The organism is Afifella sp. JA880, assembly GCF_025379905.1.
GTDB classification, from domain to species: domain Bacteria; phylum Pseudomonadota; class Alphaproteobacteria; order Rhizobiales; family Afifellaceae; genus Afifella; species Afifella aestuarii.
The window spans coordinates 62,754-87,461 of sequence record NZ_JAOANH010000001.1; the positions used below are offsets into that span (position 1 = coordinate 62,754).

General features: G+C 62.3%; 26 protein-coding genes. 18 read left to right on the forward strand and 8 right to left on the reverse strand.

Translation table 11 applies throughout. The features are described 5' to 3' along the window. Positions 1 to 91: 91 nt before the first annotated feature. Entirely contained in the window at positions 92 to 1,282 is a 1,191-nt protein-coding gene (locus NYQ83_RS00375; protein ID WP_261211278.1) for an AI-2E family transporter, read from the forward strand. Here the strand turns inward: NYQ83_RS00375 and NYQ83_RS00380 are convergent, their stop codons facing one another. Beyond that, complete coding sequence (locus tag NYQ83_RS00380) at positions 1,283 to 1,828, reverse strand: MarR family winged helix-turn-helix transcriptional regulator (protein WP_261211281.1); 546 nt, start codon at positions 1,826 to 1,828, stop codon at positions 1,283 to 1,285. Between the two features lie 134 nt (positions 1,829 to 1,962). On the opposite strand from NYQ83_RS00380, the gene NYQ83_RS00385 reads away from it, so the two are divergent. Next, complete coding sequence (locus tag NYQ83_RS00385; protein ID WP_261213873.1) at positions 1,963 to 3,597, forward strand: MFS transporter; 1,635 nt, start codon at positions 1,963 to 1,965, stop codon at positions 3,595 to 3,597. Positions 3,598 to 3,673: 76 nt separating this feature from the next. Here the strand turns inward: NYQ83_RS00385 and NYQ83_RS00390 are convergent, their stop codons facing one another. The 5 genes from NYQ83_RS00390 to NYQ83_RS00410 form a co-directional block, all read right to left on the reverse strand. Beyond that, positions 3,674 to 4,807: an OmpA family protein gene (locus NYQ83_RS00390; RefSeq protein WP_261211283.1), complete on the reverse strand. Its 1,134-nt coding sequence runs from the start codon at positions 4,805 to 4,807 to the stop codon at positions 3,674 to 3,676. Positions 4,808 to 5,487: 680 nt separating this feature from the next. Then, complete coding sequence (locus tag NYQ83_RS00395) at positions 5,488 to 6,048, reverse strand: GNAT family N-acetyltransferase (RefSeq protein WP_261211285.1); 561 nt, start codon at positions 6,046 to 6,048, stop codon at positions 5,488 to 5,490. Beyond that, positions 6,045 to 6,893, reverse strand: coding sequence for a 3-mercaptopyruvate sulfurtransferase (sseA, locus tag NYQ83_RS00400; RefSeq protein ID WP_409976934.1), 849 nt, complete (start codon positions 6,891 to 6,893; stop codon positions 6,045 to 6,047). The genes NYQ83_RS00395 and sseA overlap by 4 nt, the downstream gene beginning before the upstream one ends. 2 nt (positions 6,894 to 6,895) lie before the next feature. Next, complete coding sequence (locus tag NYQ83_RS00405) at positions 6,896 to 7,627, reverse strand: alanyl-tRNA editing protein (RefSeq protein WP_261211289.1); 732 nt, start codon at positions 7,625 to 7,627, stop codon at positions 6,896 to 6,898. After that, positions 7,624 to 8,673, reverse strand: coding sequence for a cysteine synthase A (locus NYQ83_RS00410; RefSeq protein WP_261211290.1), 1,050 nt, complete (start codon positions 8,671 to 8,673; stop codon positions 7,624 to 7,626). The genes NYQ83_RS00405 and NYQ83_RS00410 overlap by 4 nt, the downstream gene beginning before the upstream one ends. Before the next feature lie 317 nt (positions 8,674 to 8,990). On the opposite strand from NYQ83_RS00410, the gene NYQ83_RS00415 reads away from it, so the two are divergent. From NYQ83_RS00415 to NYQ83_RS00490, 16 genes are all read left to right on the forward strand, one after another. Then, a complete protein-coding gene (locus tag NYQ83_RS00415; RefSeq protein ID WP_092816060.1) occupies positions 8,991 to 9,407 on the forward strand; it encodes a HutP family protein in 417 nt (138 codons plus the stop codon). Between the two features lie 1,189 nt (positions 9,408 to 10,596). After that, complete coding sequence (mdcB, locus tag NYQ83_RS00420; protein WP_261211294.1) at positions 10,597 to 11,523, forward strand: triphosphoribosyl-dephospho-CoA synthase MdcB; 927 nt, start codon at positions 10,597 to 10,599, stop codon at positions 11,521 to 11,523. A 122-nt stretch (positions 11,524 to 11,645) separates the two neighbouring features. Beyond that, positions 11,646 to 12,854, forward strand: a complete 1,209-nt coding sequence (gene madB, locus NYQ83_RS00425) for a Na+-transporting malonate decarboxylase, carboxybiotin decarboxylase subunit (protein ID WP_261211295.1) — start codon at positions 11,646 to 11,648, stop codon at positions 12,852 to 12,854. 89 nt (positions 12,855 to 12,943) lie between these two features. Continuing rightward, positions 12,944 to 13,783, forward strand: a complete 840-nt coding sequence (locus NYQ83_RS00430; RefSeq protein ID WP_261211297.1) for a biotin--[acetyl-CoA-carboxylase] ligase — start codon at positions 12,944 to 12,946, stop codon at positions 13,781 to 13,783. 23 nt (positions 13,784 to 13,806) lie between these two features. Further along, positions 13,807 to 15,480 carry a malonate decarboxylase subunit alpha gene (gene mdcA, locus NYQ83_RS00435; protein ID WP_128294184.1) on the forward strand — a complete coding sequence of 558 codons (1,674 nt, stop codon included), beginning with the start codon at positions 13,807 to 13,809 and terminating at the stop codon, positions 15,478 to 15,480. Positions 15,481 to 15,497: 17 nt separating this feature from the next. Beyond that, positions 15,498 to 15,815, forward strand: coding sequence for a malonate decarboxylase acyl carrier protein (gene mdcC, locus NYQ83_RS00440; protein WP_128294183.1), 318 nt, complete (start codon positions 15,498 to 15,500; stop codon positions 15,813 to 15,815). An 11-nt stretch (positions 15,816 to 15,826) separates the two neighbouring features. Continuing rightward, positions 15,827 to 16,783, forward strand: coding sequence for a biotin-independent malonate decarboxylase subunit beta (locus NYQ83_RS00445; protein ID WP_261211299.1), 957 nt, complete (start codon positions 15,827 to 15,829; stop codon positions 16,781 to 16,783). 34 nt (positions 16,784 to 16,817) lie between these two features. After that, complete coding sequence (gene mdcE / locus NYQ83_RS00450) at positions 16,818 to 17,711, forward strand: biotin-independent malonate decarboxylase subunit gamma (RefSeq protein ID WP_261211300.1); 894 nt, start codon at positions 16,818 to 16,820, stop codon at positions 17,709 to 17,711. A gap of 22 nt (positions 17,712 to 17,733) precedes the next feature. Continuing rightward, positions 17,734 to 18,834 carry an acyl carrier protein gene (locus NYQ83_RS00455; protein WP_261211302.1) on the forward strand — a complete coding sequence of 367 codons (1,101 nt, stop codon included), beginning with the start codon at positions 17,734 to 17,736 and terminating at the stop codon, positions 18,832 to 18,834. A 2-nt stretch (positions 18,835 to 18,836) separates the two neighbouring features. Then, the gene (gene mdcG, locus NYQ83_RS00460; protein WP_261211304.1) at positions 18,837 to 19,613 is read left to right on the forward strand and encodes a malonate decarboxylase holo-[acyl-carrier-protein] synthase; all 777 of its coding nucleotides are present in this window, start codon (positions 18,837 to 18,839) and stop codon (positions 19,611 to 19,613) included. Further along, positions 19,613 to 19,822 carry a biotin/lipoyl-containing protein gene (locus NYQ83_RS00465; protein WP_261211306.1) on the forward strand — a complete coding sequence of 70 codons (210 nt, stop codon included), beginning with the start codon at positions 19,613 to 19,615 and terminating at the stop codon, positions 19,820 to 19,822. The genes mdcG and NYQ83_RS00465 overlap by 1 nt, the downstream gene beginning before the upstream one ends. A 70-nt stretch (positions 19,823 to 19,892) precedes the next feature. Further along, the gene (gene madL, locus NYQ83_RS00470) at positions 19,893 to 20,333 is read left to right on the forward strand and encodes a malonate transporter subunit MadL (RefSeq protein WP_092816082.1); all 441 of its coding nucleotides are present in this window, start codon (positions 19,893 to 19,895) and stop codon (positions 20,331 to 20,333) included. Further along, positions 20,333 to 21,094, forward strand: coding sequence for a malonate transporter subunit MadM (gene madM, locus NYQ83_RS00475; RefSeq protein ID WP_409976966.1), 762 nt, complete (start codon positions 20,333 to 20,335; stop codon positions 21,092 to 21,094). Before madL ends, madM begins: the two co-directional genes overlap by 1 nt. 206 nt (positions 21,095 to 21,300) lie before the next feature. Beyond that, the gene (locus tag NYQ83_RS00480; protein ID WP_128294176.1) at positions 21,301 to 21,981 is read left to right on the forward strand and encodes an energy-coupling factor ABC transporter ATP-binding protein; all 681 of its coding nucleotides are present in this window, start codon (positions 21,301 to 21,303) and stop codon (positions 21,979 to 21,981) included. Next, entirely contained in the window at positions 21,978 to 22,676 is a 699-nt protein-coding gene (locus tag NYQ83_RS00485) for an energy-coupling factor transporter transmembrane component T family protein (protein ID WP_261211316.1), read from the forward strand. Before NYQ83_RS00480 ends, NYQ83_RS00485 begins: the two co-directional genes overlap by 4 nt. Before the next feature lie 26 nt (positions 22,677 to 22,702). Further along, positions 22,703 to 23,206, forward strand: a complete 504-nt coding sequence (locus NYQ83_RS00490) for a biotin transporter BioY (protein WP_261211317.1) — start codon at positions 22,703 to 22,705, stop codon at positions 23,204 to 23,206. A gap of 26 nt (positions 23,207 to 23,232) precedes the next feature. On the opposite strand, the gene NYQ83_RS00495 is transcribed toward NYQ83_RS00490, so the two are convergent. Then, a complete protein-coding gene (locus NYQ83_RS00495; RefSeq protein WP_261211318.1) occupies positions 23,233 to 23,583 on the reverse strand; it encodes an AzlD domain-containing protein in 351 nt (116 codons plus the stop codon). Next, entirely contained in the window at positions 23,576 to 24,319 is a 744-nt protein-coding gene (locus NYQ83_RS00500) for an AzlC family ABC transporter permease (protein WP_261211320.1), read from the reverse strand. Before NYQ83_RS00500 ends, NYQ83_RS00495 begins: the two co-directional genes overlap by 8 nt. Positions 24,320 to 24,708 lie beyond the last annotated feature (389 nt).

Genomic DNA, 24,708 nt, shown 5'->3' on the forward strand with positions numbered 1-24,708 from the left:
CGGTAGGAAGTTATTCAAACTGCTTGCGATTATGGCGGAACTGCGGACTTCGCAGGGCGTTTGAAGCGGATAGCAGACACCCGCCAGGCCCATGACTTCAACCGATTCCGACGCCACTGCACGTCCCTCGGACGCGACGCCTCAGCAAGCCGACGCGCCTCTTGAGCCTCAGCGCCAACGCGCGTCCTGGCCCCTTACGGGTCTGTTTTTAATCGCTCTTATCGGCTCGCTCTATCTGGCGAAGGGGTTCTTCCTGCCGGTCGTGCTGGCGTTCCTATTCGCGCTCGTCTTGAGCCCCGTGGTGCGTTTCTTTTCGCGGCGGGGGATCGCTGAGTGGGTGACGGGGGCGCTTCTCGTGTCATCCACCTTCATCATGCTCGTTGGCGGCTCCTATATCCTGAGCGATCCGATCGGCGAGTGGGTCGACCGCGCGCCGAGCATTGCGCGCGAGCTGGAGCGCAAGGTCGGGCATCTGCGCGGTTCGGTGGCCCAGCTCGAGCGTGCTTCCAAGGAAGTCGACAAGATCACGACGGGGAAGGGGGCGGCCGCGCCCGGCGCGGCGCAGGAGGTGGTGCTGCGGGAGCCGGGGCTCTTGTCGGATGTCGCGACCAGTACGCCCGATATCCTGGCGCGCGTTCTCCTCTGTCTTGTCCTGCTCTTCTTCCTGCTGGCCTATTCGGAGCTCTTCTACGTGAAGCTCGTTCGTTCGATGCCCTCGCTCAGTGACAAGAAGCGGGCCTTGCGGATTGCGCACGACATCGAGCGCGAGCTGTCGCGCTACCTCTTCACCGTCACCTTCATCAACACGATGCTCGGGATCGCGATCGGTTCGGGCATGTGGGTCATCGGCATGCCCAACCCGGTGCTTTGGGGCATCCTGGCGACATTGCTGAATTTCATTCCCTATGTCGGGTCGATGATGGGCATCGGCCTTTCAGCCGTGGTCGGCATTGTGACGTTTCCGACACTCGGCGAAGCGTTCTACCCGCCGCTCATCTATCTCTTCTTCACCGCCATGGAGGGCAATTTCATCACTCCGATGGTGGTCGGCCGACGGCTTGAAATGAACCCGGTGGCGGTCTTCCTGTCGATCGCCTTCTGGGGCTGGCTGTGGGGTTTCGTCGGCATGTTCATGGCCGTGCCGCTTCTCGTGGCGATCAAAATCTTCGCTACGAATATCCCGAGTCTCGGGGCCGTGGCCGAGTTTCTCTCCGGCGATCCCCGGCGAACCGTCGAGGAGCCGGAGGAGGCCGATGAAGCGAGCGCGCCGAGCGGGGGATAGTCACTCTTTCTGAGGCTTCGGCTTTGGTTGCCGTGCCTGCTTGGGCCTCGCCGGCTTGAGACGTGCCGGCTTGGGTTTCTGCGGAGGCGGGGAGGGCAGCTCTTCCGTCATCTCCTTGAGCGAGTCCGACAGGGCAAGATTCACCTGCGCGAGCATCTGCGCGAATTTCTCGCGGTCGGCCTGCTTCCACGCGCCAAACAGCGTCTCGATGCGTCCAAGCCTTGCCAGGCGCATCGTCTCGGCGCTCTCGGCGCCGAGACGCGTGCGCTCGATCAGGGTGCTGCGTCCGTCGGCCGGATTTTTGACGCGGCGGATCAGGCGCCGCCGCTGCATGGCGGCGATCTGCCTCGTGACGGTTGAATCGTCGAGGTCGAGGTGGTGGGCGAGATCGGTGACGCTGGCGGGGCCTTCGCGCAATTGCAGCAGCAGAAGATAATGGGCGCGCTCAAGGGGATAGCCGCGTTTGCGGTGGACCGCCTCCAGCCTTCGCGCAAAGAACGCCAGTTCGCGTTCCAGCTTTTCGATCACCGCCGTGGTGTCCGTCATGCCGGCCTCCCGCTCGTGCGCGGCCTTATCAAAATACCTGTATTATACAACTTATTCTTGGGCGCGGGCCCAGCATATGCCTGTATCATACACCTGTTTTTGACGTTCACGATCCGCATGTCCGCCACTTCCGCATCTCCCCATTTTCTGGATCAGCCAAAAGCGGTTGGGCGACCGCTTTCGCCTGCGTCGTCGGCTTCATGTCGATCGGTCTGGTCGATCCGATCCTCACCTCGATCGCAGCGGGGCTCAATGCATCCCCCAGTCAGGTATCGCTACTGTTTACCAGCTACTTTTTCGTCACCTCGGTGATGATGCTGGTCACAGGTTTCGTTTCCAGTCGGCTGGGTGGTCGCAAGACGTTGATGGTGGGGGCACTTCTCATCGTCGCGTTCTCCGCGCTTGCCGGAACCTCGCAGTCGGTTGGCGAACTGGTCGCGTTCCGAGCCGGGTGGGGTCTCGGCAATGCGTTTTTCGTGGTCACGGCTCTGTCCGTCATCGTCGCCTCCTCGCGTGGCGGCACGGCTGCAGCGATTTTGATGTATGAAGCCGCGCTCGGTCTCGGCATTTCTGCGGGACCTCTCCTCGGCGCTGCGCTGGGTGGTATCTCCTGGCGTTACCCCTTCTTCGGGACGGCGACATTGATGGCGATCGGCTTTGTCGCGGTCGCAGTGCTTCTTCCGGAACTGCCGAAACCCAAGGAAAAGATTGCGCTCTCTGCGCCTCTCAAGGCGCTTCGCCAGCCTGGTCTTCTGACGACCGCTGTCGCTGCGGCTTTCTACAACTACGCCTTCTTCACGGTCCTCGCCTTCGTTCCGTTCGTCCTGCAGATGTCGGCGCATGCGGTCGGACTGATCTTCTTCGGATGGGGGCTCCTGCTTGCGGTGTTTTCGGTTCTCGTCGCGCCACGTCTGCAGGCGCGGCTGAGCGCTCCGATCCTGCTTGCTGCGTGTCTCGTTCTCTTCGCAGTCCTGCTCATGGTCATGGCTTTCAGCTCCGTGGAGATCGTTGCCGCCTGCGTGGTGCTTTCGGGCGCCTTGATGGGGGTCTGCAACACGGTCTTTACGGAGATGGCGCTCGAAGTCTCGACGGTTCCGAGACCCGTCGCGTCCGCTGCCTACAACTTCGTGCGGTGGTTCGCTGGCGTCGTCGCGCCCTACGCGGCGCCGCTGCTGGCGGAAAGCTTTGGCGCCAATATGGCCTTCTATGTGGCCTGCGTCGCGGCTCTCATCTCGCCGGTCGTGCTCTTTGCCCGGCGAAGCAGTCTTGGGCGTTATGCCGGCGTTCGGCCTGAGGTCCGTGAGCCTCTCGGCGGCGCGCCACGGATTGCGGTTCTCGCAGCGGTCGACGGGACGGACCATGACCGGGCGGTTCTCGAGCGCGCCGCCGAGATCGCAACGAAGGGCGAAACCGTCTTCGTCCTGCATGTGCGCCCCTTCGAGGTGGTGGACGAAGATGCCGTCGATGCCGAGAGCGAGACCGAAGCTACGGCTGTTTTGCAGCGGGGGCTCCTCTGGCTCCGAGAGCAGGGGGTGAGCGCGGAAGGAGAGGTCTTGGAGGCGGGCGCCGTTCACGTCGCTCAGGCCATCCTTGCGCGAGCAGAGACGATCGATGCGCCCGTCCTTTTGATTGGCGAACGGCACCGGGACGATATCGGAAATCTCGTCCATGGAAGCGTTGCCGACGCGATGGAACGTCAGGCCGGACGGGGGCCGCGCCTCGTGACCGTGTCTGCGTCGGAGACCGGATCCGGTGCGAGCGCCCACTGAAGATGGGCCGCAAAGAAAATGGGCCCGCGATGGCGGACCCATTCGTTTTTGCCGTCCGCTCACCGAGAGCGGCGAGTTACCGGCTCGTGCTTTGAATGAGCGGCGTGATGCGGCGAACGGCGACACGCCGGTTGGCCCGTTCCGCAGCCTCCGTCGGAACTTTCAGATATTGTTCGCCATAGCCTTGAGTGACGAGGTTCTCCGGCGGAATATCGAAATTCTCCGACAGGACGATCGCAACCGATTCCGCGCGCCGGTCTGACAGTGCAAGATTCGACACGTCCGAGCCGACGGCGTCGGTGTGTCCTTCGACGAGGAAGATCTCGTTGGGGTTGCGCGATAGCACGTCTTCGATGGCTTGGCCGATCGCGGAGAGCTGGCCTATCTGGCTGCGTGTTATCGCGGCACTGCCCGTGTCGAAGGTGATCGAATCGAGATCTACGCGACGAAGCTTGTCACGCAGCCGCGAGCTGTCGCGGACCTCCTCCAGCGTATAAACTCTCTCCACGCTTTCAACAGGTGGAGCCATCAAGGCATCTTCGAGATCGCGTTCCGATGCGCGCTGCATCTCGACGATGTAGCGATCTCGCGGCATCTGCAGGTCGAGCGGCGGCAGAGAGCGTTCGAAATAACCCGGCTCATATTCGCGATCACGACGATCGTAGCCGCGTTCGTCGATCAGCACGACCTGGTCGCCGTCCGGGTACTGGCGGACGCGCCGGATGATCTCACCGTCATAATCCCGCTCGGTGATGACGCGGACTCCATCGGGACGGGTCACGATGGTGCGCGTCCGACCGCCGCCCAGCTCGTCGACTGAGACATCCCGCGCCCGGCGCAGAAGACGGTCGGTTTCGCTGTCGGACCGAATGAGAAGCTGACCGTTGCGGCGGACGATAACCCTGTCGCCCGAGTCCTGAACCACGTCGCCTGTCGCAAAGGGCAGCATGAAGCCGGCAGCGCCGCGGGGAGGGCCACGCCGATCTCGCCGGTCATCCTCGACCGACCAGTCGCGATCATCCTGTCCACGACGACGGACTTCGTCGCGATCTGGCCTATCCGCCTCCCGAACAGCCTCGCGCCGCTGCTGATGCAGTTTGTGGCGCAGCTCGCGCACTCTCGGATCCTCACGCTCGCCGGCAATGCCGAGCTGGGGCGTTGGGGAAGGGGCCGCGTCGCCTCTCGGCTCCGCCTCCGGCCGCTGCTGCACGTTGCGCTTTTGTTGTGCTGCGTCCGGCTTTGGCGGGGCTGGTGCCTTTGCGGGCGCTTCCGCGGGCCGCTGCCGGCGTTCGTTCGCCTGCTCTTGTTGCCGACGCAGGAATTCCGCTCCTGGGCCTGCCTTCTCTCGGCGAGGATCTGCGGCACGAGGCTGCTCTTCGCGCCTTGGTGGCGCGGCCTCGGGCCTTTCTGGACGCGCCGGTTCTGCACGCTTCGGTGACGGTTGAGGTGCGGATTTCTGAGGCGGCTCAGCCTGTCGCTGCGGTGCCCGTTTTGGAGGTTGCTTTGGTTTTTCGGCTTGAGGTGCAGGCGCTGCGGGTTGCTTTGGGCCCGGACCTTGGGGAGGTCTCTGGGGCTTGTTCGCCTGCGGTTGGGGAGCCTTTTGCGGAGGCGGGCCGGGCTGTCCGAGCTTTGGGCGGTCGGGGTTTTGCTCGCGCTTCTTCTCACCCTCGCCGTTGCCACGTCTCGGACCGATGTTGGGCGGCCAGTCGGGCTGGCCCGCCTGAGCAAGAACGGTCGGTCGCTCGACGCCGGCAGTAGCGGCGGAAGCGGTGTGGGCGAACGGCAGAGTGAGCGCCGTCGCCGCGAGTATGGCTGCAAATCTCATCGACGTATCCGTGTTCCGAGCCCCCTCGGACACGGCTAAATCCGCCGACGGCGAATTGTTCCCTCTTACGGTGAATTCGCGGGAGAGACGTGACTCGGCAGGGTGAAGCCTTCCGGGACCAGAAGCTGATGCTCCCGTCGGCCCACGGCCTCAAATCCGAGACGCTGGTAAAGCGGCAAGGCTGCCGGGTGATCCATCGTGCAGGTATTCACAGTCACCGCTTCCGCGCCGCGAGAAAAAGCTTCGTTGACGGCGGTGCCGAGGAGCCAGGGCCCGATGCGGCGCCCCTTCCAGTCGGGCATGAGACCGAAATAGACGAGGTCGACAGTCATGGGGTCGGCGAAGTTGAGCTCGAAAAAGCCGGCCGGTGCACCATTCCCGTAAAGAACCCAGACTTCGATACCGTCGCCGTGGATGCGCTCGGCCAAGGTCGCATCGTCGAGCCCGTGCCGCTCGACCCAGAGATAGCTCCGACCAATCGTGGCGTAGAGATATCGGTAGAAATGCAGGGGGCAGTTTTCGGCACGCATCAGCGCAAGGCGAATGCCGGCCGGGGGCGGGGGAAGGTGTCGCGGAGGCGCACTCATCCGCAGATCCGTGATGGTCGTCGGCACCAAACGCGTCATTCGCTTCCCCGTTCGATGGGCGTATCGGTTCTGCCGCCCCATTCCGCCCACGAACCATCGTAAAGGGCCACATCCCGCTTGCCCGCAGTGGCCAGCGCGAAGCTCAAGACGGCGGCCGTGACGCCCGAGCCGCAGGATGTGATGATGGGTCTGTGCCAGTCGACGCCGGCTTGCTCGAAAAGTCGACGGATGGTGCCTGGTTCGGCCAGGCTTTTGCCGTCTTCCGCGAAAAGCGCGCCGAAAGGCAGATTGAAAGAGCCTGGCATGTGGCCGCTCTTGAGACCAGGGCGCGGTTCGGCCGCTTCGCCGCTGAAGCGCGGCGCGGGGCGTGCATCGACCACCTGTGCATTCTTGTTGGCGATCGCATTGCGGACCCGCTCGAGATCGGCAACCGCCTCACGGTCGAACCGGACGTTAAAGGTTGTTTCGGGAGGCGAGGGTGTCTCCGTCTCCAGCGGCAGTCCCGCCGCGCGCCAGGCCGGCAGGCCGCCCTCGAGGAGCCGCACATCGGCGGCGCCGAAGATTTTGAGCGTCCACCACACACGCGGCGCGGAGAAGCAGCCCATCCCGTCGTAGACGATGATCGTATCTTTCTCCGACAATCCGAGCTTTCCTGCCGCTTCTGCGAAAGCTTCGCGGCTCGGCAGCATGTGCGGCAGGTCCGTGTCGGGATCGGCGATCCGGTCGATGTCGAAATAGACTGCACCGGGTATATGTCCGGCCCCGTACTCCGCTTTGGCATCGCGCGCATGGGCGGGGAGGTACCAGGAGGCGTCGATTACTTTCACCTTTTCGTCCGCAAGGTGCTCGTTGAGCCACTTGGGACTGACCAGCATGGTGCCCATCGTCAGCTCGCCAGCTGCAAACGGATTCGGCGGTTCTGGCGGCCCTTCTTCTCGATCTTGCCAATCTTGAGCGCGCCGATCTCTCCGGTGGAGCGCACATGAGTGCCGCCACAGGGCTGAAGATCGACCGAACCATCGGTGCCAATCGCCACGAGCCGAACCTTGCCGGAGCCGGTCGGCGGCTTCACGCTCATGGTTCGAACGAGGTCCGGGTTGTCGGCGAGTTCTTCATCCGTAATCCAGCGTGTTGTCACGGCGTGGTCAGCTTTCACGAGTTCGTTGAGCGCATCGGTCAGCGCGTCTTTGTCGATGGCATCCGCCTCGGCGATATCGAAATCGAGCCGGCTTTCCGCCGCGCCGATCGATCCTCCGGTCACAGGGAAGGCGATCAGCGAGCAGAGGAGATGCAGGGCGGTGTGCATGCGCATATGCGCGTGACGTCGGTCCCAGTCGACGAGGAGTTTCACATGCTCGCCCACTGAAGGGAGCTTTGTCTCGCCAGCCGGCACATGCACGATCTCAGATTTGTCTTCGCCATAGACGGTGGCGCCGATCGCGACCTCTCCGTCGGCGAAGAGAAGGCGTCCGGTGTCGCCCGGTTGGCCACCACCGGTGGCGTAGAAAACGGTCTTATCCAGGATGACGCCGCCACGATCGTTGATGGCGACGACCTCCGCCTCGCATTCCTTCAGATAGGCATCGCTGCGAAAGAGAAGTTCAGTCGGCCCACTCACTCGGGCACCTCCTCGAATGGAATATCGATCGCCGGCGGCTGTGACAGCCAGGTCGGCACAGGCAGGTTCTTAGCGCGCAGGAAGTCGGGATTGAACAATTTCGTGGCGTAACGTGCGCCATGGTCGCACAGAATGGTCACGATACGGTGGCCCGGACCCAGCTCGCGGGCCATGCGGATGGCCCCCGCGACATTGATCCCCGACGAACCACCCAGGCACAACCCTTCCTTCTCGACGAGGTCGAAGAGGACGCTCATCACTTCCGAATCGGGAATGTTGAACGGCATGTCGACGGCAGCACCTTCGAGGTTGGCTGTGATACGACCCTGGCCGATGCCCTCCGTGATGGATGAGCCGGAGGATTTGAGCTCGCCATGGGCATAGTAATTGAACAAGGCTGCGCCGTCGGGATCGGCGAGCCCGATCTTGATCGAACTGTCCCGCTCTTTCAGCGCCATGCCGCAGCCAGCGAGTGTGCCACCCGTGCCGACGGCACAGATGAATCCGTCGAGCTTGCCATCCGTCTGCCGCCAGATTTCCGGACCCGTCGTCTCGATATGGGCGTTGCGGTTGGCGGTGTTGTCGAACTGATTGGCCCAGATCGCTCCGTTGGGCTCCTCTGCGGCGAGCCTCTCGGCAAGTCGCCCCGACACTTTAATGTAGTTGTTGGGGTTGCGGTAAGGCACGGCAGGGACCTCGAGCAGGCGCGCGCCATGCAGACGAAGGGCCTGCTTTTTCTCCTCAGACTGCGTTTGCGGGATGACAATGACGGCCCGGTAGCCAAGCGCTTTCGCAACGAGAGCGAGCCCGATGCCCGTATTGCCGGCTGTCCCTTCGACAATGGTCCCGCCCGGCTGCAACAATCCACGCTTTTCCGCATCGCGGATGATGCCAAGGGCGGCGCGGTCTTTGACCGACTGGCCCGGGTTGAGAAACTCGGCTTTGGCAAGGATTTCGCAGCCGGTCATCTCCGATGCGTGTCGCAGCCGCAAAAGCGGTGTGTTGCCGATCGTTTCCAGCACGGACGGTGTGATGGCAGCGGGCATAGATTCTCCTCGCGTCTTGCACTCTCGGCGGAACAGGGGGCGGCGCCGCAGAGTTATGGGGGTAGCGCAGGCAAATGCGCCTTCCCCCGGGGTGTCTGTGCTCACATTTATGCCCCGCGCACCCGTCGTAAAGGACAATCTCGCTTGCAAGCCTGGAGCGATCTTTAGGGTTTACTGGAACCAAGTGACGCCCTATCGAGATGCCTCCCGGCACCTGCCCGACTGCACGCCTTGGGGGGCAGCATAGCGGAAGGGTTTCACGGGATAACCTTGGGTTATCGCGGGCCGGACATGTTCTCGCACAAGGAACTCCCCCAATGGACATCAATCCTGACCGTCTGGGTAAGGTCGCGATCATTGCTGCGATCAGCTCGCGCGAGGAGGAAGAGGTCTTCAAGCAGTATATCGCTGCGAGCACGCGCTTGAAGCTCGGCATCACCTTTGTCAGCGGTATCCGCACGGATGTGACGAAGACATTCGTGAAGTCGCTTGTCGCCTGCGCGCTTCAGAGCCACATCATTCACCACCATCACAACGAAATCCACGCCGTCATCCACGCGGGTCTCGAATGCCTGAAGGGCGTCAGCTCGGACGTCGCGGCAGAATCAAGCCTGAAGCTCAAGGTGGCTATCGTTTCCGACGGAAGATGGCTTGCCATCGCCGCGCACGGCGAATCGGCGTTCCACCCCGAAACGAACCATGAGCGCATGGGCTTTGGGGTGATGCATCTCTAGAGGCGGAGCCTGACGGTTTCCGGATTCGCGTGGCGCGGGCGGGGGAGGCCGCGCTCTGCTAGTCCGCTTCACGGTCCCAGTTTGGAAATCCCTCCGTCTTCAGCGGCCTCGTTTCGCTGGAGATCCCGTACCGACGCGTGACTGACTTGATCGTCGGTTGAACTCGCCTCCGTCCATCTCGATGGGAAGAGGTATTCTCTCGGCCCACCTTTTGTGGGCGGACGTGCGCCGGCTCGGAGCGGATGCTGCTTCGATAAGGTGCGGGCCATTTGCTGCGCCACCCCGGTCCATTGCGTAGATTGAGCCGCTTCGTTCTGTCGAAGCGAGGCGCCCGTCGGCATGCGGGCGCGAGGGAGCGCGGCGTTTTCTGTTCACGTAATTGTACGTGCAAAATTATAAACGACGATCTCAATCATGTTCAATTTGCGGCTGACGAGCCGCGAAAACGTCGCGTTTTCAAACTCTTAGGATGCGTCTTGGAAGTCGCATTTCATTGCCTGCGCAACCTGACCGAAGTGCGGAGAATCCGCCGAGAATTTTTGTCGAGGCGACTTAATTATCTGAAAAGACAAAACAATCCGACTTTGTACGTCTCGCTTATAATGATGCCATTTTGCCGCAACCGTTGGCCAGACAGAGGTCTGGACTCTTCGGCTCCATAGTGAGATATACGACTTAAGTCGGGGGTACCGATACGGGAACTCGACGGGCCCTCGGGCCATGTGATGCTCCGCCTGGCGGAGATGTACTGCTCTTTTGAGAGCTAGTGATACAGTGATCAGGGGTGACGCCAACCGCTTTGCGGAGGTGAGCACCTATCTTCAGAGCCCCTCTGGGGCGTGTGATCTCGTGACTGGAGCAGCTTGGGCGCCCCTTCGGGGAGTTCGTTCCATCCTTTGCTCAAACCCATTCCTCACCAGTGACTCAGTGTTCTCCGTGCCGGTGAACTCCTGAATCTCCTTGCGGCTTTCGGCGCTTACAGGCGCTTGAGGTCAACGGGGAATTGCGCCCTCGCGCCGCCCGCTACGAGCGACGTTCGGACGCGGCGAACTCGCCGATGCAGGCTTTGCGCACGCTACGACCGTCATCGAAGCGCAGCCTGGGGAGGCGAAATGAGTACGAGATTATGCAAGCCCCTCAGCAAGTTACAGCGAACAATCCGGAGCAGACGCCCGCTTTCGAAGCCGGAGTGAGCGCCGTTGCCTGGCGCATCGGTTCGGCATTCCTCGCCGGCGCATTGCTCGAAGTCGCGACGCATCCGAAGCCGGGCCTCGTAACGGCCCGCTCCAACGGCGCGCACCGGGACATGGACATCTCGACCTTCATGGTGTCCTCGGCCGCGATCGCTCCCTGCTTCTTCCAATGTGCCGATGCAGGCCAACGTCATGAAGGGCAGGTGGTCAGCCTTCTGCCGGTCGTGCGCGCCATCGGTTCACATTATGAAGGCCTGCTTCTCGCCGCGACAGGCGGCATCAACACACAACGCGGTTTTCTCTTCTCCGCTGGTATCTTGAGCGCTGCGGCTGGACTGCTGGCGCGCGAGCCGGCGGCCATGAGCGCCGATGCTCTCTTCGCGACTGCCGCTTTGATGGTCGACGGGCTTTGCGCCCGCGAACTCTGCAGTCTTGCCGATCGCGAACCTGCGACTGCCGGCGAGTGGCTTTATCAGCGCTATGGCGTCCAAGGCATCCGCGGCGAAGTGGAAGCAGGCTTTCCGACTGTCGCCGAGGCCGGGCTGCCGGCTTTCCAGGCGGCGCGCGAAAAGGGAGCGTCGGTCCAAACGGCTCTCATTCACACGCTCATTTCTTTGATGGCTGTCGCCGAAGACACGACGCTTCTGTGGCGCGGCGGCTTTGCGGCGCTCGACTTCGTCCGTGCGGAGGCCCGCGAGGTGCTTCGTCTCGGCGGGGCGCTGAGCGAGGCCGGCATGGCCGCGATCCGCCGTCTCGATGCGGCATGCATCACCCGAAATATCAGCCCCGGAGGTTCGGCCGATCTTCTCGCCATCACCTTCGGCGTCGATGCGCTCTTGAGCGGCCATCCTGCCCCCGGAGCCGCTTTCACCGACCAGCCCCTCACGGCGGGTCATTCCCCCAAACCCCCGAGGATCTCATGAACATCATTGTCTATGCCGGGATGGCCTACCTCCTCACTGCCGTCATCGCTTTTGGCGTGATCGGCGTCATCGTCGGCATCTCCAAATTCCTCTCCCAGCCTTCCGAATGAACCGGCAAAACCATGTTACATCAACTTCTTAGCATTTTCCCGGGTATCGGGACGCTCTTTATCCAGGACCCGGTTATCGCGTTTTCGCGCATCGGCCTGATCATCCTCGGCTTCACGCTCGCCTATCTCGGTTTCAAGCGCACGCTCGAGCCACTCATCATGGTTCCGATGGGCATCGGCATGATGGCGGTCAACGCCGGCGTGATGTTCCTCGAGGCCGGCAAGATCGGTACGCTCATCATCGCGCCGATGGTCGCCGATACGGGACCGCTGGTCGACATCATGCAGATCAACTTTCTGCAGCCGATCTACAACTTCACCTTCGTGAACTCGCTTGTCGCCTGCCTGCTCTTCATGGGCATCGGCACAATGGCCGACATCTCCTTCATCCTGGCGCGGCCCTGGGCTTCGATCACGGTTGCGATCTGCGCCGAGCTCGGCACGTTCGTCACGCTGGTGATCGGCTACTACTTCGGCTTGACCCCGGGGCAGGCGGCCGCGGTCGGCTCGATCGGTGGTGCTGATGGCCCGATGGTTCTTTTCGCCTCTCTGATCATGGCGAAGGACCTGTTCGTCCCGATCTCCATCATCGCCTATCTCTACCTGTCGCTGTGCTATGCTGGCTATCCGTACCTCGTGCGCTGGCTCGTGCCTGAGAAGTATCGCGGCCTCGAGGTCGAGATCGACTTCCCGGATGTGTCTCCGCAGGCGAAGTTCGTCTTCACCGTGGTTGCCGCTGGCCTTCTCTGCCTGCTTCTGCCGGTCGCCGCTCCGCTGATCCTGTCCTTCTTCATGGGCGTTGCGATCAAGGAAGCCGAGATCGAGCCGTATCAGAAGCTTCTTGAGAACACGATCACCTACGGGTCGACCTTGTTCCTCGGCCTTGTGCTCGGCGTGCTTTGCGAGGCTTCGACCCTGCTTGATCCGCGGGTGGCCATCCTGCTCGTCCTCGGCATCACGGCGCTCGCCGTCTCCGCCCTCGGCGGCATCGGTGGCGGCTGGCTGGTCTGGCTCGTGAGCAAGGGCAAGTACAACCCGGCCACAGGTATCGCAGGTGTCTCCTGCATGCCGTCCACAGCCAAAATCGCCCAACGCTGCGCCTTCGAAGCAAGCCCCTACGCCATGATTATGCCTCTGGCCATGGGCGCTTCGATCTGCGGCGTCATCGTCTCCGCCATCGCCGTCGGCGTCTTCGCTTCGACGATCGGCCTGGTCGGATGACGGAGCGTCCGGTGTCTGCGCGCCCCCCAACCCTGCAGACACCGGACGCCACCTTTCAAAGCATCGAAACCCTTGCTCCGGACGAAACCATGTCCACGTTCTTCGCCCTCGCTGCCACGCCCGCCGACCTCGCAAGTCATTGCGGTGTCGAGCGTCGGAGCGGCGGGATCGACCCTGTCTACCGGATCTCTGCCGTCGATTCGACGAACCGGCTTATCCGGGATCTCGCTGCCGAAGGGGTGGCGCCAGGTCTCGCGGTGGTGGCGGCGCATCAGACGGCGGGCCGGGGGAAGGGCAAGCGTTTCTGGTTTTCCGAGCCGGGCAAGGGTTTCGCTCTGTCACTGCTGTTGCGGCCGACACGGCCGGTTGAAGAAGTCTCCCAGCTGACCCTCGTGCTGGGTGTGGCCGTCGCTGAGGCCATCGTGCAGGCGACCGGTGTCGCGGCCGAGCTCAAATGGCCAAACGATATCCTCGTCGACGGTCGCAAGCTTTGCGGCATCCTGTGCGAACTCGTCCTGACCCCGGAAGGGGACATGGCTCACGTGATTGCCGGTATCGGCCTCAACGTGAACATCGCGGCCACCGACTTCCCGCCGGTCCTTGAAAATATCGCCACATCTCTCGCGATCGAAGCCGGTCGGACGATCGATTCCGAGGCGGTGCTCTCGGCGGTTCTCGCCTCGGTCGAGCGCTGGATGAAACGCTGGGAAGACGAAGGCTTCGACCCCATTCGCCGCGCCTGGATCGCACGCTCCTGCACCATCGGGCGGGAGATCTCCTTCGACGCCGGCGATGCGCGCTGCCGAGGCGTCGCTACCGACCTCGGCGCTGACGGCAGCTTAAGTATTCGAGACGGAAGCGGCTCTCTACACCGCTTCTACTACGGAGAAGCGTGTCATTCTCCCGCTATCGCGAGGATTGCGCGCTAATAAAAGGAAATAGAGGTTGTTCCATGTCCACTAACTCTACAGAAAAGAAGTGGGACCGCCGCTCTGCAGATACTGCAGAGAGGTTGGAGGCTGCCTCCCGGTACATTGGTCCGGGAAAGCAGTTCAAGCCGGAGGATACGGTCGCGCTGCTTGAAGCGGTGATCCGCGCCGGCGACCGCGTCAACATCGAAGGCAACAATCAGAAGCAGGCCGACTTCCTGGCCGAATGCCTCAACAAGGTGGACAAATCGAGGATCCACGATCTGCACATGGTGCAGTCGGCCGTGCCGCTCCCGGTCCATCTCGACCTCTTCGAGAACGGCATCGCCAAGAAGCTCGACTTCGCATTCGGTGGACCGCAGGCCGGCCGCGTCGCCAAGTTCATCAGCGAAGGCAAGCTCGAGCTTGGTGCCATCCATACGTATCTCGAGCTCTTCGGCCGCTACTTCCTCGACCTGACGCCGAAAGTGTCTCTGATCTGCGCCTACAAGGCGGACCGGCAGGGCAACCTCTACACCGGCTTCAACACCGAAGACACGCCGACCATCGTCGAGGCGACGAAGTTCCGTCAGGGCATCGTGATCGCCCAGGTGAACGAAATCGTCGATACGCTGCCGCGCGTCGACATCCCGGCCGACTGGATCGACGGCGTCGTGCAGTCGCCGAAGCCGTTCTTCATCGAACCGTTGTTCACCCGTGATCCGGCTCTCGTCACGGAAAGCCAGATCCTCCTCGCGATGCTGTGCCTCAAAGGCATCTACGCCGAATACGAGGTCAAGCGGATCAACCATGGCATCGGCTTCCTGACGTCGGCCATCGAACTGCTTCTGCCGACTTACGGCGAAGAGCTCGGCCTCAAGGGCAAAGCCTGCACGCATATGATCCTCAACCCGCATCCGACGATGATCCCGGCCATCGAATCGGGCTGGGTCGATACGATCCACTGCTTCGGCGGTGAGCTCGGCATGGAGAAATACGTTGCGGCGCGGCCGGACGTCTTCTTCACGGGTCCGGACGGCACGCTGCGCTCCAACCGCGCTTACGCACAGACCGCCGGCCACTACGCCCTCGACATGTTCATCGGCGGCACGCTGCAGATCGACAAATACGGCAATTCCTCCACTGCGACCGCGTCGCGCGTGGCGGGCTTCGGTGGCGCACCGAACATGGGTTGCGATGCCAAGGGCCGTCGTCACGTGACCGACAGCTGGCTGAAGGTTGGCAAGGAAATGCCGACGCTCGATCGCCAGATCGGCAACATGCCGCGCGGCAAGCGCCTGGTGGTGCAGGGTGTCGAAACGTTCGGCGAGGGCAGGGCGCCTGTGTTCGTGGAAGAGCTCGACGCCTGGAAGCTGGCTGAAAACGCCAAGCTCGATCTGCCGCCGGTGATGATCTACGGCGACGACCTGACCCATGTCGTGACCGAGGAAGGCATCGCCTACCTCAACCGCTGCGCGGACATCGAAGCGCGCATGGCCGCCATCCGCGCGGTCGCCGGCTACACCGAGATCGGCCTCAAGGCCAATCCGGACGAAACCCGGCAGCTGCGTGAAGCCGGCATCGTCAAGACGCCGGAAGACCTGGGTGTCGATCGCTCCCGTGCCAACCGCTCGCTGCTCGCAGCCCGCAACATCCGCGACCTCGTGAGCTGGTCGGGCGGCCTCTACAACCCGCCGGCCCGGTTCCGCAACTGGTGACGAAGGACCTTTGAATCATGGCTTTGAATACCTTGGAATTCGACCTCAAGCTCGATGAGGTGACGCATTCGATCGACACGCCGATCCATCTCGGCGTCGTCGGTTCGGGCGACATGGAAGTCCTGATGGAGCCCAAGGATCTGAAGGGCGCCGTCTCGGTCCGCATCGTCACCCCCGTCGCTGGCTTCGACGACCTGTGGAAGCGCGTGGTGGAGAAGTTCGTCTCCGAAACGCTCCTCGGCGATGTCCACCTCGAGATCAACGACAACAACGCCACGCCTGCCGTGGTCCTGCTGCGCCTGCGCCAGGGCTTTGCGGAAGCGACCGGCGAGTAAGGAGAGATCTGATGCCGAAATGGAATGATCTTCAGGAGCAGAGCTTCCTGGAATCTGATGCGCGCGCCCGGGCCGTCGGCCTGGTCGACGAGGGCACCTACACAGAACTCGCGGGTCCGTTCGACAGGTTCTACAGCCCGCACCTGGAAGTCTTGGGCGAAGCCGTCGAATTCGACGACGGGATCGTCACCGCTGTTGGCAAGATCGGCAAGACCCCGGTTTTCGTCATCTCGCAGGAAGGCCGCTTCATCGGCGGTTCCGTCGGCGAGGTCGGTGGCGCGAAGATGGTCAACACCATCCGTCTTGCCATCGAATTCCACGACAAGCTGGTGGCGGACTATCCGAACATCTCCGACGAGGAGAAGCCGGTCGTCGTCATCTCTTTCGAAACCGGCGGCGTGCGCCTGCATGAATCGAATGCGGGCCTTCTCGCCCATGCCGAGGTGATGGACCAGTTGCAGAAGGCACGCCACAAGGTGCCGGTCATCACGCTCATCGGCTCGAAGGTCGGCTGCTTCGGTGGCATGGGCTTTGTCGCGGCTGCGACGGACGCCATCGTAATGAGCGAGTTCGGACGCCTTGGCCTGACCGGTCCTGAGGTCATCGAACAGGAGATGGGCAAGGAAGAATTCGATTCTTCCGATCGTGCGCTCGTCTTCCGCACCACGGGCGGTCGCCACAAATACATCATGGGCGATTGCAACGTCCTCGTGCAGAACACGATCGGCGCCTTCCGCGATGCGGTTGCCAAGCTCGCCGTTCTTCCGGTTTCGGAATTTGAGAAGATGCGCCGCATCGGCTCGCCCGAGGCCGTCGAACGCCAGCTGCGTGCCGTCGCGCTCGCTGCCGAGATGCAGCCGCAGGATGCCCGTGACGTCTGGGCGAAAGCCGGCAATCCCGATCCCGTCGCTCTCACCGACATTCCGCTCGACGAGTTTCTCGCCGACGTGAAGCGGCTGTCGGTCTGAGCCCGGTCACAAATCCCTTAATCAGGAGACAATCATGGAAGCCACTGAGACCATGATGGGAAGAGGTCGGGACGCGATCGACATGATCGTCGATGCCGACAGCTTCAACGAGGGCACCATCGGTGCCAAAACCTTCGACGATCCCGAATTCGGTCCGGGTGCCGTTGTCGGAACAGCAGCCCTCAACGGCGAGGCGGTGACGATCATCGCCTCAGACGCCAACGCCTTCAACGAGAAGTTCCCTGTCGTCTATGCCGGCATCATCGGCATGGAGGAGGGCTACAAGATGGCGCAGGCCGTCTATGCCTCCCTCGAAGCCGACAAGGCCAGGCCGGTCGCCGAGAAGCGTCCGCTCGTCCTTATCGTCGACACCCCAGGAAACGGTCCGGGCAAGGTCGAAGAGATCTTCGGCATGAACAAGGCGACCGGGGCCTATCAGCTGGCGCTCGCCGAGGCTCGGCTCGCGGGTCATCCGATCGTTGCCATGGTCATCGGCCGGGCGATCTCGGGCGCCTTCCTGTGCCACGGGCTGCAGGCGGACCACATCGTGTCGCTCGATGCCAATTTCGGCACGATGATCCACGTGATGCCGCTCACCTCGGTGTCGCGCATCATCCGCAAGGACCTCGAGACGCTGCAGGAATTGTCGAAGGGCAATCCCGTCTTCGCCGCCGGCCCCCGCTTCTTCTACGCCCTTGGTGGCGTCGAGGAACTGGTCGGAACGATCGACGGCATGCGTCCGACGATCATCGAGCACATCAAGGCGATCCGTGCCGCCAAGGCGGCCGGTGAAGCCGACAAGCTCGGCCCGTGGGGCCGGGGACAGCTCGGTGCAGAGCGTGAAGGCCGCAAAGTCCGGCCTGAAGTGATCAAGCTGATGAACCAAGAGTTCGCAGCAGTCGCCGAGAAATACGCTCCATCTCGCTGACGACCCAAAAGGGACGACGACCATGTCTGACGATTTGACGGTTCTCGAAGCAGCCCTGGACGCTTTCGGCACAGCTCCGACTTTGGCGGAGATGCCGCGGCGGACATTGGCGGACAAGGGTATCGACGGTCCTACCGCCGCCCATGTCATCGAGGAGGTGCATACGCCTTTAAATCTGGCGTATCTCACCTTCACGACAGGCTCTTCGGCGTTCCAGAATATCGTCGGCGTGGTCCATGGCGAGATTTCCGGCCGCTGCGCGGTGGCCCGGACCCTGTTCGAAAGACTTGGGTCCGGGCCTGGAGCGCGGATGCTCGTCAGCTATCCGCCTCTCGTCAATGTCTTCTCCGCAGAGGCGCTGCGCCAATGCGGGGTGGAATGGAGTTTCCTGAAGCGCTCGAGCCGCGACGCCTTTCTTGTTGCTGCCTGCCGGGAAAAGCCTTCGATTATTCTTGGAGAATCTTCTTTCCTGCGGGCAAGCCTGGAACAGGCCGGTCCGCTTGGACTGAAGGACGAATTGCCCGAGGGGGCTATCCTCCTCACGGCCGGCACGCCGCTCGACGAAGGCCTGCTGCCGGTTGCGGAACGTTTCGGTTACACCGTCCACGACCTTTATGGCTGCCAGGAATTCGGCTGGCTGACCCTCGATGGCGTGCCGCTGCGCGATGACATCAGTCTCGTCGCATCGCCCCGCGGGCCTTCGTACCGCGAACTTGTCGTCGGCGGTCTGCCGATGGGCGACAGCTTCATCGTCTCGCAGTCCGGGCATGTGTGCGACCGCGCGGGTGAAATCATCACCTATCGCCGCGAACGCACCTATCCGGAATATGAAGTCATCGTCACCCACACGACGGCGATGGCCGCGGAGACCATCGAGAAGGCGGCGCGCACGATTTTGCGGATCAAAGGCCGCGTCGTGAAAGTGGCGCCGGACGTCGTGGTCGGCGCTCCGGCGACCCGTCTCAAACTCATCCCCGGTCTTCCGCTCGGCGATGCTGCCACACAGGCCGGCGTCGAGATCGTCGGATCCGAGAAGACGCGCCTCTTCGACGTACTGGTTGAGGCCCAGGCCAATTTGCAGAAGACCGCGAAGGCGGATCCTGCCTGGATCAAGAGGCGCTGACCATGCTGAACCGGCGCCATTTCCTCGCTTACCTCCATCCTGACGCCCGTCAGGTGCTCGCGCCCGCCCTTGTAGAAGGTCTGCCGCACACGATGCGCGATCACACCACCGAAGCGGCGGTCCTGCATGGGTTCCTGACGGATCGGATTCCCGGCATCGTCTGCCGTCCGACCAGGGCTTGCACGGACGGGCAGGGTCAACTTGGCTTCTCTTTCCCGCTGCGCATCGGCGAAGAACGGGTGAGAAGCTCGGTCCTGGTCGAGCCAGAACAGGTCGCGTCTTTCCTGTCACCCTACGAGGTGATGGAGCGAGCGGCTCTGCGTTTTCCTCCGCCGCACGCGGCTTTGCGCGTCGCGCTGTCGCTCGCCCGCCGTTTCGAGATCCGGCTCGGTCTCATCGGATCGGCAGCGCTCGCTGCGGTGACGGGCCTTCCATATGTGCGGCCTCAATCGGATCTCGATCTCCTGATCGATGCTGATCGCGGGGGGGATTTCCAAGCTTTTCACGCGTCGCTTGCGGCAATCTCGCGGGAGATCGGCGTCAAAGTTGATGTCGAATTGGAATTTAATCGTTCCGTCGGCGTCAAGCTTTCCGAATATATTTCAGGAAGAGAAGTTCTTCTTGCGAAAACGATTAATGATGTGGAGCTCATAGATCGAATTGAATTGCAGAGTTGCTCGTCTGATGAGGTGAATATTAGCGCCTCTGTTGCCGGGCGTTCCGGGGAAAATTGCAAGGTCCCCGCAACCGAAACCATCGAAAACCAATGGAGTGAATGATGGATATCAAAGTGAAAATGCCGTCGACCGTCGTGTCGATCGAGGTCGCCGTCGGAGACACGGTGACGAAGGGTCAGAGCCTCGCAGTGGTTGAGGCGATGAAGATGAAAAACAACACGCCTTCGCCGGTCGACGGCACGGTCAAATCGATTTCGGCTTCCGTTGGCGAGCGCCTGAAGCCGGGCGCCGTTCTGATGGTCGTCGAGTGATTGAGTGACGTGGGGCGGCGCGTCGCGCCGCCCTCTCAAACGAAGGCTCCGATACTCTGGAGTAAGTGAAATGGTGATTTACGGACTAGCCCTGATGGGCGGGTGCATGATCGTAGGTACCGGCCTCGGTTACCTGATCGGTCATCTTGTTGGCATTGACGCGAATGTGGGCGGCGTCGGCATTGCGATGCTGTTGCTCGTCATCATCTCGCGCCAGCTTATGGACAAAGAACAGCTCTCCAAGCTGGCCCAGGACGGCATCATGTTCTGGAGTGCAATGTACATCCCGATCGTGGTCGCGATGTGCGCCCGCCAGAACGTCGTCGCGGCTTTCGACGCCGGCGCTCTCGCCTTTGTCGCCGGACTTGGCGCGGTGTTCGCCGGCTTCCTGCTGATCCGGCCGATCGCGGCTCTCAGCCCGAAGAGTGATCCACTTCCGCCCCTCGACGCGGACAATGCTGCTCCTGCCGCCACCGTCGCGGTGCCTGAATCCGCGAAGGAGGTCAAATAATCATGGACATCCTGGTACAAGCAGTCTCCAAATATCCGCTGGTTACTGCCTTCGTCGTCGTCGGCCTCATCATGTGGGTGTCGACCTATATCGGCAAAATCTTCAACAACCGCATCCACGCTTCCGCGATCGCCATTGTCATTGGTCTGATCCTGGCCTTCATCGGAGGCAAATACACCGGCGGCAAGCACGGCATTTCCGATGTCGGCCTGTTCGCAGGTATCGGCCTGATGGGCGGCAGCGTCTTCCGTGACTTCGCCATCGTTGCCACGGCCTTTGGCGTGAAGCTTGAAGAGCTGAAGAAGGCCGGCGTGCCCGGTGTGGTCGCTCTTGTCGTCTCGATGATCCTGTCGACGGCGATCGGTGCGGCGACGGCTTACGCGTTCGGCTATACGAACCCGGTCGACATGGCCACGATCGGCGGCGGCGCGGCGACCTTCATCGTCGGCCCGGTGACCGGTGCGGCTCTCGGCGCATCTTCGGAAGTCATCGCCCTGTCGGTTGCCGCCGGCGTGGTGAAGTCGATCTCCGTGATGATCCTGACCCCGTTCCTTGCCAAGATGGCAGGCCTCAACAACCCGGCCGCAGCGGCTGTGTATGGTGGTCTCATGGGAACGACCAGCGGAACAGCCGCCGGATTGGCTGCTACCGATCCGCGGCTGGTTCCTTATGGTGCGATGACGGCGACGTTCTACACAGGCTTTGGCTGCCTGGTCGTCCCCTCACTCGGTTACGCGGCGATCGTCGCCCTGGTTGGTTGAACCTTTTGCCGAAGGACCAGTCAGGGTTTCATCCTGCGCAACACGCCTGAGAATGAAACACCTGAGACAGTGTTTCAAGCGATGGTGCTACGAATAGGGTTCCGGCGCACGAACATGTGAATGACGTTCGTATTCCGAACCTGCAGCCGCCGGCCTGTCTCTTTTACGAGAGATGCCGGCGGCGCCAACGCTCCAAGGGGCAGATTATGACGACGATCGAGATCCGCGCGGTTCATCAGCGCTTCGAGACCTTCGAGGCCTTGAAGGGCATCGACCTGACGCTGGACGAGAAGCGTATCGGGATCGTCGGCTCCAATGGTTCGGGCAAGAGCACGTTTGCCCGGCTCTTGAACGGACTTCTCATCCCCACCTCCGGACAGGTTCTCGTCGACGGCCTCGATACGGCCAAGTCGGGCAAGGCGGTTCGTCGCAAGGTGGGTTTTGTCTTCCAAAATCCAGACAATCAGATCGTCTTCCCGATCGTGGAAGAAGATGTTGCCTTCGGCCTCAAAGGGCTGAAGCTTCCCGCAGCCCAGCGTGGCGCCCTCGTCGAAGAGGTGCTCGACCGCTACGGGCTCGGACCTTTTCGTTCGCATCCCTCGCATACGCTGTCCGGCGGACAGAAGCAGCTTCTGGCCCTGGCGGGCGTCCTCATCACGCGGCCTGATTGCGTCGTTTTTGATGAGCCGACGACGCTCCTCGATTTGCGCAACGCCAGGCGAGTTGCGAAGGTCATCGACGAGATGGAAGAGACCGTCATCGTCGTCACGCACGACTTGCCGCTACTGGAATCATTCGACCGCGTCATCGTCTTCGACCAGGGCAGGGTGATTGCCGACGACGCGCCGAATTCCGCCCTCGCGCGCTATGTGGAGCGTATGCAATGAGATCGCGCGGAGAGATATCCTCGTTCCTGCATGAGCTGCCGGCGGCTGCCAAGCTCCTGGTTCTGGCGGCGGCCGGCACAGGGCTCGTCCTCGTCGGCAATCTTCCGGTTCTCGCCGGCGCATTTCTCGCGACGCTCCTGCTTTATTGGCTTGCAGGCATTTCGCAGCGGCAGGCGTTCCAGCAATTGCGTCCGCTGTTGTGGCTGCTGGTGCTCCTCTTCATCGTCCAGGGCGTCTGGCAGTCATGGGAGCTCGCCGCTCTCGTCGTCTTGCGGATCTCAACGCTCATCCTTCTGGCCGCGTTCGTGACCCTGACGACGCGCACCGATGCGCTGATCGCGGCTGTCGAAAAGGCGCTGACGCCGTTTCGGCGTTTCGGCGTCAATCCCGCCAAGGTCGGGCTCGCGTTTTCTCTGGCGCTCCGGTTCATCCCGGTCATTGCCCAACAGGCAAACGATATTCGCGACGCGCAGCGGGCGAGGGGGCTTGGAGCCAATCCCCTCGCGCTCGCCTTGCCGCTTATCGTCCGGACCCTTCGAATGGCCAGCGATGTTGCCGATGCGATCGATGCGCGCTCGCCCTACAGTGATCACTCCGGCGACGAAGGCGAGTTGCCCCCGCGCTTCGTCCTGGAGCCGAATACGTCCAATGCGAGGATGTCATGCAACGACGCGGAACCACAACTAAAGACATAGTCTATATCGCTCTTTTCGCGGCCTTCATGGCTGCGCTCGGAATTTTCCCGCCGGTGATGCTGCCGCTGATCGGCGTGCCTGTCACGGCTCAGTCGATGGGGCCGATGCTGGCTGGTGCCATCCTCGGGGCGCGTCGGGGCGCGCTGTCGATCCTGCTCTTCCTCGCGCTCGTTGCCGTCGGATTGCCGCTCCTTGCCGCCGGTCGCGGCGGGCTCGGCGTCTTCTTCGGTCCGACCGCCGGTTACCTTTTCGGGTGGGTCGCGGCCGCCTTCGCCGTCGGCGCTTTGCACGAATGGGGCTGGAACCGACTCAATGTCATCACGTCGTTCGTCTTTTGCGCGCTCGGCGGCATCGTGGTTCTTTATGCGATCGGTATCCCGTGGACCGCGGTCAATGTCGGCCTGCCGCTGACGAAGACTGCGATCGCCTCGGCGGCCTTCATTCCGGGGGATCTCGTCAAAGCCGGTCTCGCCGCCATTATCGCGGTGTCCGTGAAGCGGTCTTATCCGATCATTCAGCGGACGGCATAGACGGCGCGTTTGCGCGAATGGGGCGGTCAGCCGAGATAGAGGAGGCCGGCCGCCACGAAACCCGCAAGGCCGATGAGGGTCGGCACGATCGTGCCGCCCTTCCACACGGCGATCGTGAAGGCGATGACCACGCAGACGATTGCGACCACGGATCCGACGAGGGGCGCGCCGTGAAACAGGCCCTGGCCTGAGCGCAAAGCCGATGTCGCGACGATGCCGCCTAGAATGCCGTAGCCTGCCCGGTCGAAGAATTCGCGGATGCGTTCGCCACCAATCGCCTCTCGGGCAAACAGCGGCACGAGCCGCAACATAAGCGTCCCAAGGCCGGCGCCGGCCGCCACCGCCCAAAGCTGCCATTGAGAGAGAACGTCAGGCATTTCCTTGTTTTCCTTGATCGACCAGCATGCTGAGGCCTGCCACGATGAGAGGCAGGACGAGGAGCGCGGATGCGCCCATGAAGGGCACGCCGAGCGGCACGAGAAGTGCGCCGAAGAACGCGTTCACCATCAAAGGGCGCAGCTTCTTCTGGCGGGCGATCAGCGTGGCGAAATAGATCGGGATCATGGCGCCCAAAGTCGCGCCGACGATGACCGGCACGGAGGCTGCGAGCTGATGGCCGGCCACGGCGCCGATGACGGCGGAGAGCGAGCACATGCCTCCGACCATGCCGCAATAGAGAATCGGCCGTGGAGGCGGCTCTTCCATGAGGCGGGGGAGGATGACGGCGAAGGAGCTTGCCGAAATCAGCCCGACGCCGCCCAAAGCGCGCCAGAATGTCGTCTCCGGCAAGCGCGCCAGGACCGAGGCGACCATGACGATGAAGCGGAGATTGACGATGATGACGGCGACAACGGCCGCGGCCCAGGCGCCGGCGGTTGCGCCCTCGCTCGTCAGGATCTGCATGGCGGCAGCCTGAGCGGGCGCGGCGACCGTGAGGCTGGTCATCAATGCGGTCTGCACGGCGTTAAGGCCAGCTTCAGCGCTGAGCTGGCCGACGCCCATGAACATCACGAGGAAAGTGAGAATCACGACGAGAGCGTCACCGACGGCGATACGGAAAACGTGTCCTGCGGACGCCTCTTCGTCGCTGGAGAGGTCTGGGGAGTCTGTCATTGCATCGGGGGAGGGCGTATCTCAATGTAGAATATCAGCCATCCCTTTATTCCAGCTTATATATTGTGTCCAGAAAAACTAATCGAAATGAATATACTTCATTTCGGCGCGATATCCTGTGCCGGCACATATCATAACTATGAGGTTGTTTTCGTATCGACGTTGATGGCGCGTGAGGTGTCGTCGCGAATATTTCTGCGCTCGATCACGTTCTGCACATCCGCTGCGGCCTGGAGACGCCTGATTCAGCGCGGAGCTGGGCGCGCTGCGAATCTCTTCGTGAACCCCGCCTTCGAGGTCGAACGGCGATCGTTTTCGATTCTGTCGATAGAAGCGGGAGCGGCGTGTGAATGGCCAGGCGACGTTGCCTCGGCCAGACCGTTCCGGGT